The 15,020-nt window shown below is 45.1% G+C and carries 15 protein-coding genes; 9 read left to right on the top strand and 6 right to left on the bottom strand.

The genetic code is table 11. The features are described 5' to 3' along the window. Positions 1-34: 34 nt before the first annotated feature. From pepQ to E2K93_RS08490, 3 genes are all read left to right on the top strand, one after another. Positions 35-1,354, top strand: coding sequence for a Xaa-Pro dipeptidase (gene pepQ / locus E2K93_RS08480; RefSeq protein ID WP_135438688.1), 1,320 nt, complete (start codon positions 35-37; stop codon positions 1,352-1,354). 7 nt (positions 1,355-1,361) lie between these two features. Beyond that, complete coding sequence (locus E2K93_RS08485) at positions 1,362-2,003, top strand: YigZ family protein (RefSeq protein WP_135438689.1); 642 nt, start codon at positions 1,362-1,364, stop codon at positions 2,001-2,003. An 80-nt stretch (positions 2,004-2,083) separates the two neighbouring features. Then, positions 2,084-3,535: a TrkH family potassium uptake protein gene (locus E2K93_RS08490; protein WP_135438690.1), complete on the top strand. Its 1,452-nt coding sequence runs from the start codon at positions 2,084-2,086 to the stop codon at positions 3,533-3,535. Between the two features lie 83 nt (positions 3,536-3,618). Here E2K93_RS08490 and trkA read toward each other — a convergent pair whose 3' ends face one another. From trkA to def, 4 genes are read right to left on the bottom strand one after another with little or no spacing between them, the layout of a single operon-like run. After that, positions 3,619-5,001 (bottom strand): Trk system potassium transporter TrkA, encoded by a 1,383-nt coding sequence (trkA, locus tag E2K93_RS08495; protein ID WP_135438691.1) that lies wholly within the window; start codon positions 4,999-5,001, stop codon positions 3,619-3,621. 35 nt (positions 5,002-5,036) lie between these two features. After that, entirely contained in the window at positions 5,037-6,329 is a 1,293-nt protein-coding gene (gene rsmB, locus E2K93_RS08500) for a 16S rRNA (cytosine(967)-C(5))-methyltransferase RsmB (protein ID WP_135438692.1), read from the bottom strand. Then, entirely contained in the window at positions 6,322-7,296 is a 975-nt protein-coding gene (gene fmt, locus E2K93_RS08505; protein WP_135438693.1) for a methionyl-tRNA formyltransferase, read from the bottom strand. Before fmt ends, rsmB begins: the two co-directional genes overlap by 8 nt. Before the next feature lie 27 nt (positions 7,297-7,323). After that, the gene (gene def, locus E2K93_RS08510; RefSeq protein ID WP_135438694.1) at positions 7,324-7,836 is read right to left on the bottom strand and encodes a peptide deformylase; all 513 of its coding nucleotides are present in this window, start codon (positions 7,834-7,836) and stop codon (positions 7,324-7,326) included. Between the two features lie 157 nt (positions 7,837-7,993). Here def and E2K93_RS08515 point away from each other — a divergent pair, with 157 nt between their 5' ends. The 4 genes from E2K93_RS08515 (at position 7,994) to E2K93_RS08530 (ending at position 11,527) form a co-directional block, all read left to right on the top strand. Next, the gene (locus tag E2K93_RS08515) at positions 7,994-9,091 is read left to right on the top strand and encodes a LysM peptidoglycan-binding domain-containing protein (RefSeq protein ID WP_135438695.1); all 1,098 of its coding nucleotides are present in this window, start codon (positions 7,994-7,996) and stop codon (positions 9,089-9,091) included. 146 nt (positions 9,092-9,237) lie between these two features. Beyond that, a complete protein-coding gene (gene dprA, locus E2K93_RS08520; protein ID WP_135438696.1) occupies positions 9,238-10,377 on the top strand; it encodes a DNA-processing protein DprA in 1,140 nt (379 codons plus the stop codon). Positions 10,378-10,412: 35 nt separating this feature from the next. Beyond that, positions 10,413-10,886 (top strand): DUF494 family protein, encoded by a 474-nt coding sequence (locus tag E2K93_RS08525; RefSeq protein ID WP_135438697.1) that lies wholly within the window; start codon positions 10,413-10,415, stop codon positions 10,884-10,886. 83 nt (positions 10,887-10,969) lie between these two features. Further along, entirely contained in the window at positions 10,970-11,527 is a 558-nt protein-coding gene (locus E2K93_RS08530) for a type I DNA topoisomerase (protein ID WP_135438698.1), read from the top strand. Between the two features lie 109 nt (positions 11,528-11,636). On the opposite strand, the gene E2K93_RS08535 is transcribed toward E2K93_RS08530, so the two are convergent. Continuing rightward, positions 11,637-12,794, bottom strand: a complete 1,158-nt coding sequence (locus E2K93_RS08535) for a 5-(carboxyamino)imidazole ribonucleotide synthase (RefSeq protein WP_135438699.1) — start codon at positions 12,792-12,794, stop codon at positions 11,637-11,639. Positions 12,795-12,800: 6 nt separating this feature from the next. Further along, on the bottom strand, positions 12,801-13,283 hold the full coding sequence (gene purE, locus E2K93_RS08540; protein ID WP_135438700.1) for a 5-(carboxyamino)imidazole ribonucleotide mutase: 483 nt from the start codon (positions 13,281-13,283) through the stop codon (positions 12,801-12,803). Positions 13,284-13,484: 201 nt separating this feature from the next. On the opposite strand from purE, the gene E2K93_RS08545 reads away from it, so the two are divergent. Together E2K93_RS08545 and hemF are read left to right on the top strand one after the other, a co-directional pair. Continuing rightward, the gene (locus tag E2K93_RS08545) at positions 13,485-14,057 is read left to right on the top strand and encodes an L-threonylcarbamoyladenylate synthase (RefSeq protein WP_135438701.1); all 573 of its coding nucleotides are present in this window, start codon (positions 13,485-13,487) and stop codon (positions 14,055-14,057) included. Further along, entirely contained in the window at positions 14,054-14,971 is a 918-nt protein-coding gene (gene hemF / locus E2K93_RS08550) for an oxygen-dependent coproporphyrinogen oxidase (RefSeq protein WP_189637894.1), read from the top strand. The genes E2K93_RS08545 and hemF overlap by 4 nt, the downstream gene beginning before the upstream one ends. Positions 14,972-15,020: the final 49 nt, after the last annotated feature.

Below are 15,020 nucleotides of genomic sequence, written 5' to 3' on the forward strand. Positions count from 1 at the left end.
ATCGCTGGCAAATTTACAAGACAAGACAATAGTTATGACTGAACTGCAACAACACTTTGCGGCGCATATTGAAGAATTGCAACGCCGTACCGCGACGATTCTGCAACGCCAAGGTTTAGATTCTTTGTGTATTCACGCGGGTAAAACCTTGGGTGTATTTATGGATGATATGTATTATCCATTCAAAACCAACCCACATTTCAAAGCGTGGTTGCCAATAACAGACACCGCTAATTGTTGGTTAATCGTCAATGGTCAAGATAAGCCGGTGTTGGCGTTTTATCAACCGACCGACTTTTGGCATAAGGTGACGAAGCTGGAAGACAGCTATTGGACTGATTTCTTTGATATCAAACTTATTGCCAAACCTGATCAAGTGGTTGATATCTTGCCAGCAGATAAAAGCCGAACCGCCTATATTGGCGCCCATGCCGAGGTTGCCAATGATTATGGCTTTGCAATACAAAACCCTGATGCAGTCATTCATTACTTCCACTATCATCGAGCCTATAAAACCGACTACGATTTAGCATGCCTGCGTCAGGCCAATAAAATCGCTGTGAAAGGTCATAATGCTGCCAAACAAGCGTTTATGGCCAATGCCTCTGAGTTCGAGATTCAACTTGCCTATTTAACGGCGACAGGTCAGGGCGAAAATGAAATGCCTTATGGCAATATCATCGCCTTGAATGAAAACGCGGCGATTTTGCATTACACCGTTTTGGAAAAACAGGCACCAGCCGAGCACTTGTCGTTCTTAATTGATGCCGGAGCCAGTTTTAACGGTTACGCCGCGGATATCACCCGTACTTATGCCAAGCAACAAAACGAATTCGCTGAATTAATACAGGCTGTTGATGTGATGCAGCAAAACTTAGTCTCAGCACTTAAACCGGGTAGCAGCTATGTCGATTTGCACATTGAAAATCACTATCAGTTAGCCAAGGTATTGAAGCAATTTGATATTGTACGCATGGACAGCGAAGCCATGGTTGCTGAAGGTGTAACTCGCGCATTTTACCCACACGGCCTTGGTCATCACCTGGGGTTACAAGTGCATGATATGGGTGGCTTTATGGCCAACGAGCAAGGTGACTTAGTCAGTGCACCCGAGGCACATCCATTCTTACGTACAACTCGCGGCATTGAAAGTAAGCAAGTGTTTACTATCGAGCCTGGCCTTTATTTTATTGATGAGTTTTTGCAAGGCTTGCAAAATTCCAAGCATGCTAGCCAGATAAACTGGGATAAAATCGCCACCTTAAAACCGTTTGGCGGCATTCGTATCGAAGACAATGTTATCGTTCATGACGATGGTATTGAAAACATGACGCGTGATCTTGGTTTAGCTTAAACACAATATGAGCAAAACCAACATAACTGCTAAAGCGACGCCGTATTTGGTACCCGCAGAACCTTTGGTGTTTGAGACCGAGGTTCTGCGCAGTCGCTTTATTTGTGCCATTGCGCGTTGTAATAGCGCCGAAAGTGCGAAAGCGTTTATCGACAGTAAACGCCAGCAATTTCCAGATGCCTCACACAACTGTTATGCGTTTATGCACAGTCGACCTGAAATAAGTACCGCCTATGGCTTTAGTGACGATGGTGAGCCAACAGGTTGCGCCGGAAAACCCATGTTAGCGGTGCTACAAGGCAGTGATATTGGTGAAATTTGCGCCGTTGTTACTCGTTACTTTGGTGGTACCAAGTTAGGTACCGGTGGCATGCAACGGGCCTATGCAAACGCGGTTAGACAAGCCATTAATGTATTAGCAACCGAGTTGGTTACCCCTAGGGATACGGTGACATTGCAATGCGATTATGGTCAGTTAAAAGACATCGAGCATGTCGTTGCTGCGTTTGACGGTGAGATCCTTAGCAAAGACTACGGTGTTGATATTTCCCTTAGCGTCGCTATTCCCATTCCAGCCATAGATGCCTATTGTCAGCGTATTGTTGAGATCACCGCTGGACGGGTGATTCCCAATAACCCTTTGCTCTAAACTGAAAATAATTTAGATAGCTAAGGCCTAATGATTCAGGTTATGCTATACCTAGAATAAAAATAAACCCTGATAAATTAATGCAATACCGTAATATTATCCGGATCATCGGCATTCTGGTTATGATCCTCAGCTTTACCATGTTACCGCCGGCGCTGATCTCTTTGATCTACGGCGATGGTGGTGGTGTTGCATTTATTACTTCGTTTTTATTGTGTGTTGGCGCCGGTTTTCTCGGTTGGTACCCCAACCGCAGCGAAAAAGGTGATCTTAGAGCCCGCGAAGGCTTTTTAATCGTCGTCTTGTTCTGGACCGTACTGGCCAGCTTCTCTTCTGTACCACTAATGCTAACCGAACAACCGAACTTATCGGTTACCGATGCCTTCTTTGAATCGTTTTCTGGTCTTACTACAACCGGCGCAACCATACTGACTAAAATAGAGGGTTTGCCTCATGCCGTACTTTGGTATCGCCAGCAACTGCAATGGTTAGGTGGCATGGGTATCATCGTTTTAGCGGTTGCCGTATTACCTATGCTAGGTGTTGGTGGTATGCAGCTGTATCGTGCCGAAACGCCGGGTCCAGTTAAAGACTCTAAAATGACGCCACGTATTGCCGATACGGCAAAACACCTGTGGTATATCTATTTATCGTTAACCATCGCTTGTGCATTAAGTTATTGGGCGGCAGGAATGACGCCGTTTGATGCCATTTCACATTCGTTCTCGACGATAGCGATTGGTGGCTTTTCGACTCACGATGCGTCGATGGGCTATTTTGACAGCCCTTTGATCAATGTGATTTGTGTGGTGTTCTTACTGATTGCTGGTGTTAACTTTGCCTTGCACTTTACCGCCTGGAACAGCAAAAGCATTCGCTCTTATTTTTACGATCCTGAATTTAAAGCGTTTATGTCGATTCAAATGGTATTAACGCTCGTATGCTTCTTTAGTTTGTTGGCCTATGGTGTTACGGCAAATTTTGAAGAAGCATTTGATGATGCGTTATTCCAAGCGGTGTCGATAAGCACCACCGCAGGATTCGCGACCACCGATTTTTCGGCCTGGCCAGCGATGTTGCCGATATTACTTATTTTTTCCAGCTTTATTGGTGGTTGTGCCGGGTCAACCGGTGGTGGCATGAAAGTGATGCGTATCATTTTGCTATACCTACAAGGTATTCGTGAATTGAGCCGTCTGATTCACCCGAAAGCGATCATCACTATAAAACTTGGTCGCAAAGCGTTACCGGACAAAGTCGTTGATGCAATCTGGGGCTTCTTTGCGGCGTATGCGGTGATCTTTATTATTTGTATGGTGTTGATCATGGCGTCAGGCATCGATGAAATGACTGCCTTTACAGCGGTTGCAGCCTGTTTGAATAACTTGGGCCCAGGTTTAGGTGAAGTGGCGGCGAACTTTGCTTCGGTCAATGACTTCAGTAAATGGGTGCTGATCATTGCCATGCTATTTGGCCGTTTGGAAATATTTACCTTATTGGTGTTATTCATGCCGTCGTTCTGGCGTGATTAATACCGTTGCCTAAATAGGCAGCATTTAGCAGCATGAATAAATGACAGACAGAAAAAAGGCGGTTGATACCGCCTTTTTTATATTTAGAAGAAAATCGCTGAAACCGAGAACAGCTTTTCGATATGACTGATGTATTTCTTATCGACTAAGAATAGGATGACGTGATCATCAGCCTGAATCACCGTGGTGGAGTGGGCAATAAGTACTTCTTCGCCACGCACAATCGCACCTATGGTTGCCCCCGGTGGTAGCTTAATGTCTTGAATTTCTCGACCGATCACTTTTGATGATTGCTCGTCACCATGAGCAACGATTTCAACCGACTCAGCGGCACCACGGCGCAAGCTATATGCGTTAACCACACCACCTTTACGTACATGGGTTAATAACGCCGATATGGTGGCTTGTTGTGGTGATACCGCAATATCGATATCAAGAATGTTGTCATGGATAATGTCGTGATAGGCATTACGTTGGATTAAGGCGATGGTTTTACGTGCACCACAGCCTTTAGCCACCATGGAGGACATAATATTGGCTTCATCATCATTGGTAACGGCGATAAACACGTCGATTTGGTCGATGTGCTCTTCAACCAGCAGTTCACGATCGGACGAGTCACCATTAAACACTAACGCATTATCAAGCTCGTTTGATAAATACTCTGCCCGTTGTGGGTTGCGCTCAATAAGTTTTACCTGATGGTTTTTTTCGAGCATTCTCGCAAGACCAGCACCAATATGACCACCGCCGGCAATCATAATGCGTTTATATGCGGGTTCTAATTTTTGCAGTTCGTTCATCACCGCGCGAATATGTCGAGTCGCAGCAATAAAGAATACCTCGTCATCGGCCTCGATAACCGTGGTACCTAATGGTCGAATAGGCTTACCTTTACGATAAATTGCCGCCACTCGGGTATCAATATTAGGAATATGATCTCGTAACGTCGATAGGGCATGACCGACTAATAGGCCACCATAGTAGGCACGAATACCAACCAGAGATACTTTCGCGCCGGCAAACTCTCGTACTTGCAAGGCGCCAGGGTAATCGATAAGACGAGCGATATCACGGGTCACCAATTGTTCTGGTGCGATAATGTGATCGACAGGAATATCCTGATTATGGAATAAACGTTTTTTGTATTTAAGAATTTGCTCGGAACGGATACGGGCTATTTTTACTGGGGTACTAAAAATCGAGAAGGCAATTTGACAAGCCAGCATATTGGTGGCGTCGTCACTGGTCACCGCAATGACCATATCCGCATCTTCGGCGCCGGCTTTTTCAAGGATATCAGGATGGCTACCGTGACCGGTAACAACCTGTAAATCCATCTTGTCTTGCAGTTCTCTGAGTTTTTCTGAGTCAACATCAACTAAGGTGATGTCGTTATTCTCACCAACCAGATTTTCTGCCAGGGTGCCGCCAACTTGACCGGCACCTAAAATGATTATCTTCATTTTCCGTTATTTTTTATTGTTATTTGCACTGCTTGCTAAACGTTAGCACTTTTTTGTAGTTTCGCATAATAAAAGCCGTCCATTGACTCGTTTCCAGGCAATATTTGCCAATCTTGGCTTGCATTGGCACGAGTTAGGTTAAGCAAAGTCGCATCTTGGTTTTCTTTAACAAATCTTTGTATTTGTTCGCTATTTTCTTCAGGAAGAATGGAACACGTAGCATAAACCATGATGCCGCCAGGCTTAAGGATAGCCCATATAGCATCAAGTATTTGTCTTTGTAGCACAACCAGAGCGTCTATATCAGATGCCCGACGCAGCCATTTTATGTCAGGGTTTTTACGTATAACACCGGTTCCTGAACAAGGCGCATCAATTAATATCCGGTCAAACATTTCACCATCGAACCAATCGCTGGTATCGGCGGCATCGGCACATAGCACTTTGGCTGTTAATCCTAAACGTTGCAGGTTTTCTTCAACGCGGGTTAAGCGTTCTGCTTCTATGTCGATAGCGGTAACGTCAATTTCCGCTCTACGCTCTAGAATATGACAGGTTTTGCCACCCGGTGCGGCGCAGCAATCAAGTACTTTATCGCCGCTTTCTGCGGCAAGTAATACCGCTGCCATTTGTGCAGCGCCGTCTTGTACTGACACCCAACCGTCATGAAAATGTGGCAGACGAGTGACATCAACCGCTTGGCTTAATAACAGGCCATGGCTATCTGGATCTTCGCTAGCGACGTCAATATCGGCTGCCGCCAATAGCGCTTTGTAATCTGTCACTGTGGTTTTTTGCTGATTAACCCGCAGCCACATTGATGGTCGCTGCAGGTTTGCTTCGACAATCTGTTGCCAGTGTTGCGGATAGCCTTGTTGAATTTTTTTCAAAAACCAAGAAGGGTGGTTATAACGCACGGCATCGGGCAACTCGTCATCGCTGTCAGGTTGACGTTGATAAGAGCGCAATACCGCATTGACCATACCTTTTAAATGACGACTTTTTAAAGGGCCTGTGGCAGCGACGGTTTCTGCTACCGCAGCGTGATCGGGAATGCGGGTATATTTGATTTGATAAATACCAACCAACAATAGAAAGTGACCCACTCGCTGCTTGCCTTTTAATGGTTTATCAACAAATCGGCGGACATGGTGTTCAAGCTCTGGTAAATAACGTAACACGCCATAACACAGCTCTTGCAATAAGCCTTTGTCTTTAGGTGACTCGACTAAGCCTTGTTGCTTAGGTAATTCATCACTGAGACTGCGGCCTTTATCGACCACCGCATAGACACACTTAGCTGCCAGTGCGCGCAAATTTTTAGACATCAGCGTGTCCTGTGATTGGTTGGCCGCTCACAAACCAGTCGCCACGACCATTTAAGATGTCGGCAACGTGTAGGGCTTTTTTACCGGGCAACTGTAAGCTGGTTAATTGCAACTCACCGTCACCGGTGGCGACACGAATACCTTGTTTATTAACCTCGGTTATGGTGCCGGCGGTCGCGTTTGATTGACTGGCAACGGCTGTTGCTTGCCATATTTTAATGCGATGCTGGTTTTTACCATCGTTGTAGATAAACTGCGCAAATGGCCAAGGTTGATAGGCGCGAATTTTTCTGTCCAATACCGCCGCGGGTAATGACCAGTCGATTATGGCTTCTTCTTTAGTGAGCTTTGCAGCGTAGTTGGCTAGATTGTTATCTTGTGGCTGCGCTTGATGCGTGCCTTCAGCCATTTGTGCCATCACATCAAGTAAGGCTTTTGGCCCTAATTCGGCTAATTTTTCATATAAACTGGCACTGGTATCGGCACTGGTAATCGGGCAACTGGCTTTTAATAGCATGTCACCGGTATCCAAACCAATATCCATTTGCATAATCGTCACACCGGTTTCGGCATCACCCGTTTCTAATGAACGTTGAATCGGTGCTGCACCGCGCCATCGCGGCAACAATGAGCCGTGAACGTTGACACACCCTAATCGCGGTGCATCAAGGATGACTTTCGGTAACAACAAACCATAGGCAACAACGACCATAACATCGGCGTTATAGCGGGCTAATTGTTGTTGATCGTCTTGTTGTTTAAAGTTTAGTGGCTGTTCTACGCGAATATCGTGTTGCTGTGCCAATTGCTTAACCGCACAAGCGGTTAATTTTTTACCGCGACCAGCAGGTTTATCTGGCGGACAATATACGGCGACCACATTGTGTTGTGAGTCGATGAGTGCCTGTAGATGTTTGGCAGCGAAATCCGGCGTACCGGCAAAGATAATATTCAGTGGTTTAGACAAAGAGTTACCCTCAGAATGTCGATTGAATTAGGCGCGATTTTCCAGACGAGCGGCTTTTTCTAGCTTTGCTTTGATACGCTGGCGTTTTAATGGCGACAGGTAATCAACAAACAGCACACCCTTTAAGTGATCCAGTTCGTGCTGAATACAGATAGCCAACAGTTCCGACGCATCAAGCTCGAATGCGTCGCCATCTTTATTGATGGCGTTAACGGTTACTTCGGTATTACGCTCAACTTTTGCGTAGCTACCGGGTACCGATAAGCAACCTTCTTCGTTGATCATAATATCGCCACTGTGTTCAGTGATTTGTGGATTGATCAAAACAATTGGCTCTGATTTATCTTCACTGACATCAATAACAACAATACGTTGGTGAATATCTACCTGGGTTGCCGCCAAACCTACGCCGTTTTCGGCGTACATGGTTTCGAACATATCGTCGATAATTTGGCGAGTTTCGTCAGTTACTTCTGTAACCGGTTCTGCTATGGTTCTTAGACGCTCATCAGGGAAGCGTAATACATTTAAAACTGTCATATATTTTTAAAAAATTAGCGATAATTTCGATACAATGGTATGTTGGTACTAATTTTAGCCATTATTCTCTATGAATAATAGGGCTTTATCGTTACTCTCGCGAATATTAACGTTACAATAACTTTAACGACAAATTGCTCGAAACGGATCCGACAGCATGATGAAAAAAATACTAATAACCATTGTTTGTCTGTTTACCTCGCTACTCGCCCTTGCGGATGAGTTGCAAATAAAAGACGATGCACCAAAAAACTACGTAGTAAAGAAGGGTGATACCCTTTGGGATATCTCCGCGATGTACCTCAGTGAACCATGGCTGTGGCCTAAGCTGTGGCGTATGAACCCAGAAATCGTTAACCCACATTTAATTTATCCGGGTGATGAATTGCGCTTGGTGTTTGACGCCGATGGTAACCCGATGTTGGTTAAAGGCAAGCCAACATTAAAATGGTCACCACAGATTCGTAAAACCTTAAAAGAGCAAAACCCGGTAACCTATTTACCATTTGAAGTGGTTGCGCCTTATTTAGATTACGCAACCGTAATGACTGGCGAAGACTTTGATAAAGCGCCGTATGTACTGGGTGGCGATGAAAAATACAAATCCAATATGGAAGGCGCCTTATTGTATGTCAAAGGTGAGGTTGCAACAGAGCAACACTACGCCATTTACAAAAAAGGTGAGCAGGTTATCGATCCTGACAGCGGCAAACCGTTAGGTTATCACGCTATTTTGATTGGTACCGCCGAAGGTGTTCGCAAGGGCAGTCTTGAAGAGAAAAAACCATCGACCTTATATTTGCAATCGTCAAATCAGGAAATTCGAGCTGGCGCCATCATAGTGCCGGTCAACGAAGGTCAACTGTATCCAGCATTCTATGCAATGCAGGCAGCCGAAGGTAAAGAGATTGATGCCCGTATGATTCGCTCTCGCAATATGGTGCGCGAATTCGGTAAGTTTGAAGTGGTGCTATTAAACAAGGGCGCTAACGAAAACATCGAAATGGGTGATGTATATGCCATTAATCGACAAAGCCCTGATGTTATCGAAACCAAAGATGGTCCGATTTACGAAGAAGATGCATCAAGCTGGTATCGATTGACCCGACCAAATGACAGTGATCGTCGTGTGGAAATGCCAAAAGAGCGCATTGGTCATCTAATGGTATTTAAAGTGCTTGATAACACCAGCTACGCGATTGTCTTAAGTACGTCTAAAGCTGTGCATATCAATGACTCGGTGAATGCACCTTAACTGCCAAGGCAGTTTCCGAAACATCGATTTTTAACTAAACTGAAAAGAGCGCTAATGGAATTAGCGCTCTTTTTATTTGTGTTTCGGCTTTTGTTTTATATGCAACAACATACAAACTAACAGATCAATGAATTCAAAGGATATGAATGATGACTTCTGCTCACACCACGCTAGTGTCGTACCTGCGCTTGCGCCTCGTACCGCGTCTTGCCAATAACATCAAAATTAAATTACTGCATCAATATGGTTTAGATGGACTACGAAAGCTAGACGCTAGCGCCCTAAGTAGCATGGGTTTTAGTCACAAACAACGCCAAGCCATGCTAAACCCTGAGATAAAGCGCATTGAGCAATTTATCGAGCTAGCGAATAAACATCAAATGAGCATAATTGGTTATCTGGATAAGCGTTATCCGCAGCAGCTTAAACACATCGAAAATGCACCAATTGTGTTGTTTGTACAAGGCAACATAAAGTTATTAAACTTGCCGCAATTGGCAATGGTTGGCTCACGAAGTGCCACAGTCGGCGCACGTCATCATTGTCATCAGTTTGCCGCCGATTTAAGCCGTTATTGTGTGATCACTTCAGGTCTGGCGATAGGTATTGATGCTGCTGCTCACTGCGGTGCATTGGATGCCAATGGTTATACCTTAGCCGTGGTGGCAACAGGTCTAGATAGTGTCTATCCGGCACGACATCGGGCGCTAGCCAAGCGTATACTCGACCAACAAGGAACCATCATCAGTGAATGCCTGCCGGGCAGCAAACCTTTTGCTGGTGCGTTTCCTCGTCGCAACCGCATTGTCACTGGCATGAGCCTTGGTGTGTTCGTCATTGAAGCGACTTTAAAAAGTGGCTCATTGATCTCGGCGCGCCTGGCGCTAGAGCAAAACAGAGAGGTGTTTGCCATGCCGGGGGCGATAAGTAATGTGCAAACACAAGGTTGTCACTACTTACTAAAACAGGGCGCGCAGTTAGTCGATAACCATGCTGATATCGTCGACATGTTAGATCTAAAGCCGCTTGCCGGTCGTATCAATATAGAGCAACAATTATTGGCAAAAACAGGCCTTAAAAAATTACAAAAAAAGTGTTCTGAGGACTTGTTTCTCGATCCATTGTTGCGTAGTGTGGATTATGAAGCTGTTACAACCGTGGACATAATAGCTTCTCGAAGTAAGCTTCCCATAGAGGAAGTATTAACTCGATTGATGACGCTAGAGCTAAGAGGTCTGGTAACCGCGGTACCAGGTGGCTACATCAAATTGCAACATAAGGTTTAACCTTATTACGCAATTCACTTAGAGGGGAAATAGTTATGTTCGATATTCTCATGTATCTTTTTGAAAACTATATCCACAGTGAAGCTGAAGTTATGGTGGATCATGACATCCTTACCGACGAATTAACTCGCGCCGGATTCCATCAGGATGAGATCTACAAAGCTTTATCTTGGTTAGAAAAACTAGCCGCGCTGCAAAATACCGATGCATACCCATATTTGACCCGCCGTCCAGGTGTCTCGGTCCGTATTTACACACCTGAAGAAACTCGTTTCCTTGATGTTGAGAGTCGTGGTTTTTTGATGTTCCTTGAACACATTAATGTCCTCGATTTCACTACACGGGAAATGGTTATCGACCGGGTGATGGAATTGGACACCAAAGATTTCAATATTGACGATCTTAAGTGGGTCGTGCTTATGGTGCTGTTTAATGTGCCGGGCAAAGAGTCTGCTTATTCGCAAATGGAAGATTTGATATTTGATGAATGCGAAGGGCCATTGCACTAAATCTTCAAGGTTTTGCGAAAGCGCTTAAGTTTTGCACTGTCGTTTGCGATAATGGCCGCCCTTAACGCCCATGGCCAGTTATTATGAGCAAAGACAGTAAACCTTTATTTAGTCAGCACGAACACGCTTTGGAAAAAGAGTACGAAGTCTGCCCGCAATGTGGCAGCGAGTTACAGATCAAAAATTCCAAAGCCGGTGCGTTTCTTGGTTGCGTTAATTACCCTACTTGCAGTTATTCTCGCCCGCTGGTTGAGCAAGAAAAATTTGAACAACAGCTGTTACCAGGAACCGAATGTCCTGAATGCGGCAATGAGCTGGCGGTAAAGCAGGGCCGTTTTGGCATGTTTATCGGCTGTACCAACTTTCCTGAATGTCACCATATCGAGCATGAGCATAGTGAAGTGGTTGCCGATGTGAAGTGTCCGCAATGCAGTAAAGGCCATTTGGCGGAAAAACATAATCGCTACGGCAAAACCTTTTACGCTTGTGATGGCTACCCAAAATGTAAGTTTGCGGTTAATCACGAGCCGGTGGCAGGCAATTGTCAAAAGTGTGGTTATGGCTTATTGCTAAAGCGCAATATGGCGGCAGGCGAGAAACTGCAATGCGCAGATAAAAAGTGTAGCCACTTCCAGAGTTAGCGTTCGTTTTTACTAAGCAGATTAAAATTTAAAAAACAGATATAAAAAAGGGGCAGAGTAGTTTACTCGCCCCTTTTTTATATCTGTACTGTCGTTATCTAAATAACGATTAGCCTAATCGGGCTTGGAAACGATCGGCAAAGTCTTGCAAATCTTCAAAGGCGCTCGGCTCAAGTATGTTTGCTAATAGCTGCAGCTTCTCGGCAAGTTGTTGTTCGCTGTTGGCACATACATTGATGTGACCCATCTTGCGACCCGCACGTTTACCTTTGTTATACCAATGCATAGCAACACCTGGAATGCTCAATACCTGCTCTGGCACCGAATCTTCACCAAGAATATTGATCATCGCTGTTGGGCGAATAAGCTCAGTATTACCAAGTGGTAAACCTAACGTCGCACGCAAATGATTTTCAAATTGACAGCAATCACTACCTTGTTGGGTCCAGTGACCAGAATTGTGCACTCGTGGAGCGATTTCATTGACCAGCAATTGCTCGCCAACTTGGAAGAATTCGATCGCTAAGACACCAACGTAGTCCAGCTTTTCAGTCAGCTTGGTAAACACCTCTAATGCTTGTTCTTGCAGTGCATTGGTGCTCGCTACTGCCAAAGAAACACTAAGCACACCATTGGTATGATGGTTTTCCGTGATCGGGTATACAGCGATTTCGCCATTACGACTGCGCGCACCAACAATAGAGACTTCACGCTCAAAAGGTACCATTTGTTCAGCGATGATACCTTGTGGCACTGAGGTGTTAGCCTGCTCGACAAAGTCCTGCATATCAGCCCAAATAGCCGCAGCTTGGTCCATGCTCTTTAGGCGCCATTGGCCTTTGCCGTCATAGCCTTCTAAGGCACTTTTGAAAATGATTGGCAGTTGCAAGTCTGCTATAGCGGCATCAAAATCGGCACGGCTGTCGATGATTTTGTGTTTGGCATTGGCCACCTGACAAGATTCAAGTAAGGCTTTTTCTAGGCGGCGGTCGCCACCAATTTTAATCGCGTCACTGCTTGGTAAAAGCTTGCCAGACGCTTCACATACTGCCAATACGTCGTGGGCGATGTGTTCAAACTCCGCCGTGATCACATCACAGTTATCAATGCCTGTCTGCAGATCGCCATACGTATGCTCGTTAGCTAATGGGTGAACAACTTGATTGCTGCGCACATCAAAAGCTTTTACATCGAGGTTTAGCGGCGTACCGGCTAAATCCATCATGCGCGCCAGTTGGCCAGCGCCTAGTACCAATACCTTGTTCATCGTATTTTATTCTGCCGGGTTTGGATTATCCAAAATGGTTTGCGTTTGCTTTTTGCGGAACGCTTCAATGTTGGCCATGATGCTTTCATCATGTGTGCCAAGAATTTGTGCAGCCAGCAAACCTGCGTTTGCAGCACCTGCGGTACCAATGGCTAATGTCCCCACCGCGATACCTTTTGGCATTTGCACAATAGATAACAACGAGTCTTGACCACTTAGCGCTTTGGATTGCACTGGCACACCAAGTACAGGCAAGCTGGTAAATGCCGCAGCCATACCAGGTAGGTGAGCTGCGCCACCTGCGCCTGCGATGATCACTTTGATACCACGATCTTTTGCTGATTCAGAATATTCCGCCAGCAAGTGTGGTGTTCTGTGTGCAGAAACTACTTTTGTTTCATAAGGTACGTTTAACAAGTCGAGCATCTCTGCCGCATGTTGCATTGTTGGCCAATCTGATTTTGACCCCATGATGATTCCCACAGTCATCGCATTACACCTTTTTGTTGTCGTAAAGGGCTGAAAAATAAAGCGCGCATTATAACCCTGTTTGCGCAAATACCCAAATATTGACCAGTTTTTTTGCAGATGGTTCGACCTGCGACGAAAATCGTCGTCAACATCCTGATGCCATAAGGCCATAAAGGGGCTATAATGTGCGCATTTTTATGGCTTTTTTCACGAATCAATATGAATAATAACAGCGAACATCCAATGTTTGAAAATGCTGTAGACGCGTTTAATGAGGGAGGCATCATAGCCTACCCAACCGAAGCGGTATTCGGTCTTGGCTGTGATCCTGACAATAATCAAGCGATTGAACGCTTATTGGCGTTAAAGCAACGTCCTATCGAAAAAGGCTTAATATTATTGGCGGCTAATTATTCACAATTGTTACCTTATGTAGATGACGCTAAAATCCCGCAACATAAGCGATTTAGTGTGTTGTCTCGTTGGCCAGACGGCATCACCCAAGTTATGCCTGCCAATGCCAATATTAGTAAGCATTTAAGTGGCAAATTTGACACCATAGCGGTTCGGGTAACCAGTCAAAAAGATGTTGTTGCTCTATGTAAAGCGACAGGAAAGCCAATTGTATCAACCAGTTGCAACATAAGTGGTCAGCAACCTGCAACCACATGGCAACAAGCAGAACAAAACCTTGGTGCGCAATTGGATTTTATTATCAAGGGTGACACCTTAGGCTTCGATAAGCCTTCCACCATCATAGATGCTCTGAGCGGAGAAGTATTAAGAACATGAGTCAAGTAAACATCGATACGGTCATAAGCTATTTGCAATCACTGCAAGACAAAATTTGTGACGCATTAGAACACGCCGATGGTAGTGGTAAGTTTGTGGAAGACAGCTGGCAACGAGAAGAAGGCGGCGGTGGTCGTACCCGCGTCTTGACCAATGGCACAGTGATTGAACAAGGCGGGGTTAACTTTTCCTTAGTCAGTGGCAATAAATTACCACCATCTGCTACGGCGCATCGTCCTGAATTGGCTGGCCGTACATGGAAAGCCTGCGGGGTATCGCTAGTCATTCATCCGAACAACCCATACATTCCCACATCACATGCTAATGTGCGTTTCTTTGTGGCGGAAAAACAAGGGGAGGAGCCTGTTTGGTGGTTTGGTGGTGGTTTTGATTTAACACCATTTTATCCATTTGAAGAAGATGTTGTGCATTGGCATCAAACCGCTGCCGATATATGTGCACCGTTTGGTGACAAGGTTTACGATGAGCACAAACAATGGTGCGATGAGTATTTCTTTCTTAAGCATCGCAATGAAACCCGCGGTGTCGGTGGCTTATTTTTTGATGACCTTAATTGCTGGGATTTTGACACCTGTTTTAATTACATCAAAGCCGTTGGCGAAGGCTTTATTGATGCCTATGTGCCGATTATCAATAAACGCAAAGACACTGAATACGGTGAGGCCGAACGTCAATTTCAACTGTATCGTCGTGGTCGTTATGTCGAGTTCAACTTGGTTTTTGACCGTGGTACGTTATTTGGTTTGCAATCCGGTGGTCGCACCGAATCAATTTTAATGTCGATGCCACCACTTGCGCGTTGGCAATATAATTTCACCCCTGAGCAAGGCAGCAGCGAAGCCTTGTTATACGAGCGCTACCTTAAGCCACAAGATTGGTTAAGCAAGACTTAACCGCTTGAAATAACGCTATATATTTTTATAAGAGGCTGATAATGTACTT

This window comes from Thalassotalea sp. HSM 43 (assembly GCF_004752005.1).
Taxonomy (GTDB): Bacteria; Pseudomonadota; Gammaproteobacteria; order Enterobacterales; family Alteromonadaceae; genus Thalassotalea_A.

Excerpts from the sequence above, each read along its gene's own strand:
- pepQ (WP_135438688.1), top strand. The coding sequence starts at position 35 with ATGACTGAACTGCAACAACACTTTGCGGCGCATATTGAAGAATTGCAA.
- E2K93_RS08485 (WP_135438689.1), top strand. The coding sequence starts at position 1,362 with ATGAGCAAAACCAACATAACTGCTAAAGCGACGCCGTATTTGGTACCC.
- E2K93_RS08490 (WP_135438690.1), top strand. The coding sequence starts at position 2,084 with ATGCAATACCGTAATATTATCCGGATCATCGGCATTCTGGTTATGATC.
- trkA (WP_135438691.1), bottom strand. The coding sequence starts at position 5,001 with ATGAAGATAATCATTTTAGGTGCCGGTCAAGTTGGCGGCACCCTGGCA.
- rsmB (WP_135438692.1), bottom strand. The coding sequence starts at position 6,329 with ATGTCTAAAAATTTGCGCGCACTGGCAGCTAAGTGTGTCTATGCGGTG.
- def (WP_135438694.1), bottom strand. The coding sequence starts at position 7,836 with ATGACAGTTTTAAATGTATTACGCTTCCCTGATGAGCGTCTAAGAACC.
- E2K93_RS08515 (WP_135438695.1), top strand. The coding sequence starts at position 7,994 with ATGATGAAAAAAATACTAATAACCATTGTTTGTCTGTTTACCTCGCTA.
- dprA (WP_135438696.1), top strand. The coding sequence starts at position 9,238 with ATGATGACTTCTGCTCACACCACGCTAGTGTCGTACCTGCGCTTGCGC.
- E2K93_RS08525 (WP_135438697.1), top strand. The coding sequence starts at position 10,413 with ATGTTCGATATTCTCATGTATCTTTTTGAAAACTATATCCACAGTGAA.
- E2K93_RS08530 (WP_135438698.1), top strand. The coding sequence starts at position 10,970 with ATGAGCAAAGACAGTAAACCTTTATTTAGTCAGCACGAACACGCTTTG.
- E2K93_RS08535 (WP_135438699.1), bottom strand. The coding sequence starts at position 12,794 with ATGAACAAGGTATTGGTACTAGGCGCTGGCCAACTGGCGCGCATGATG.
- purE (WP_135438700.1), bottom strand. The coding sequence starts at position 13,283 with ATGACTGTGGGAATCATCATGGGGTCAAAATCAGATTGGCCAACAATG.
- E2K93_RS08545 (WP_135438701.1), top strand. The coding sequence starts at position 13,485 with ATGAATAATAACAGCGAACATCCAATGTTTGAAAATGCTGTAGACGCG.
- hemF (WP_189637894.1), top strand. The coding sequence starts at position 14,054 with ATGAGTCAAGTAAACATCGATACGGTCATAAGCTATTTGCAATCACTG.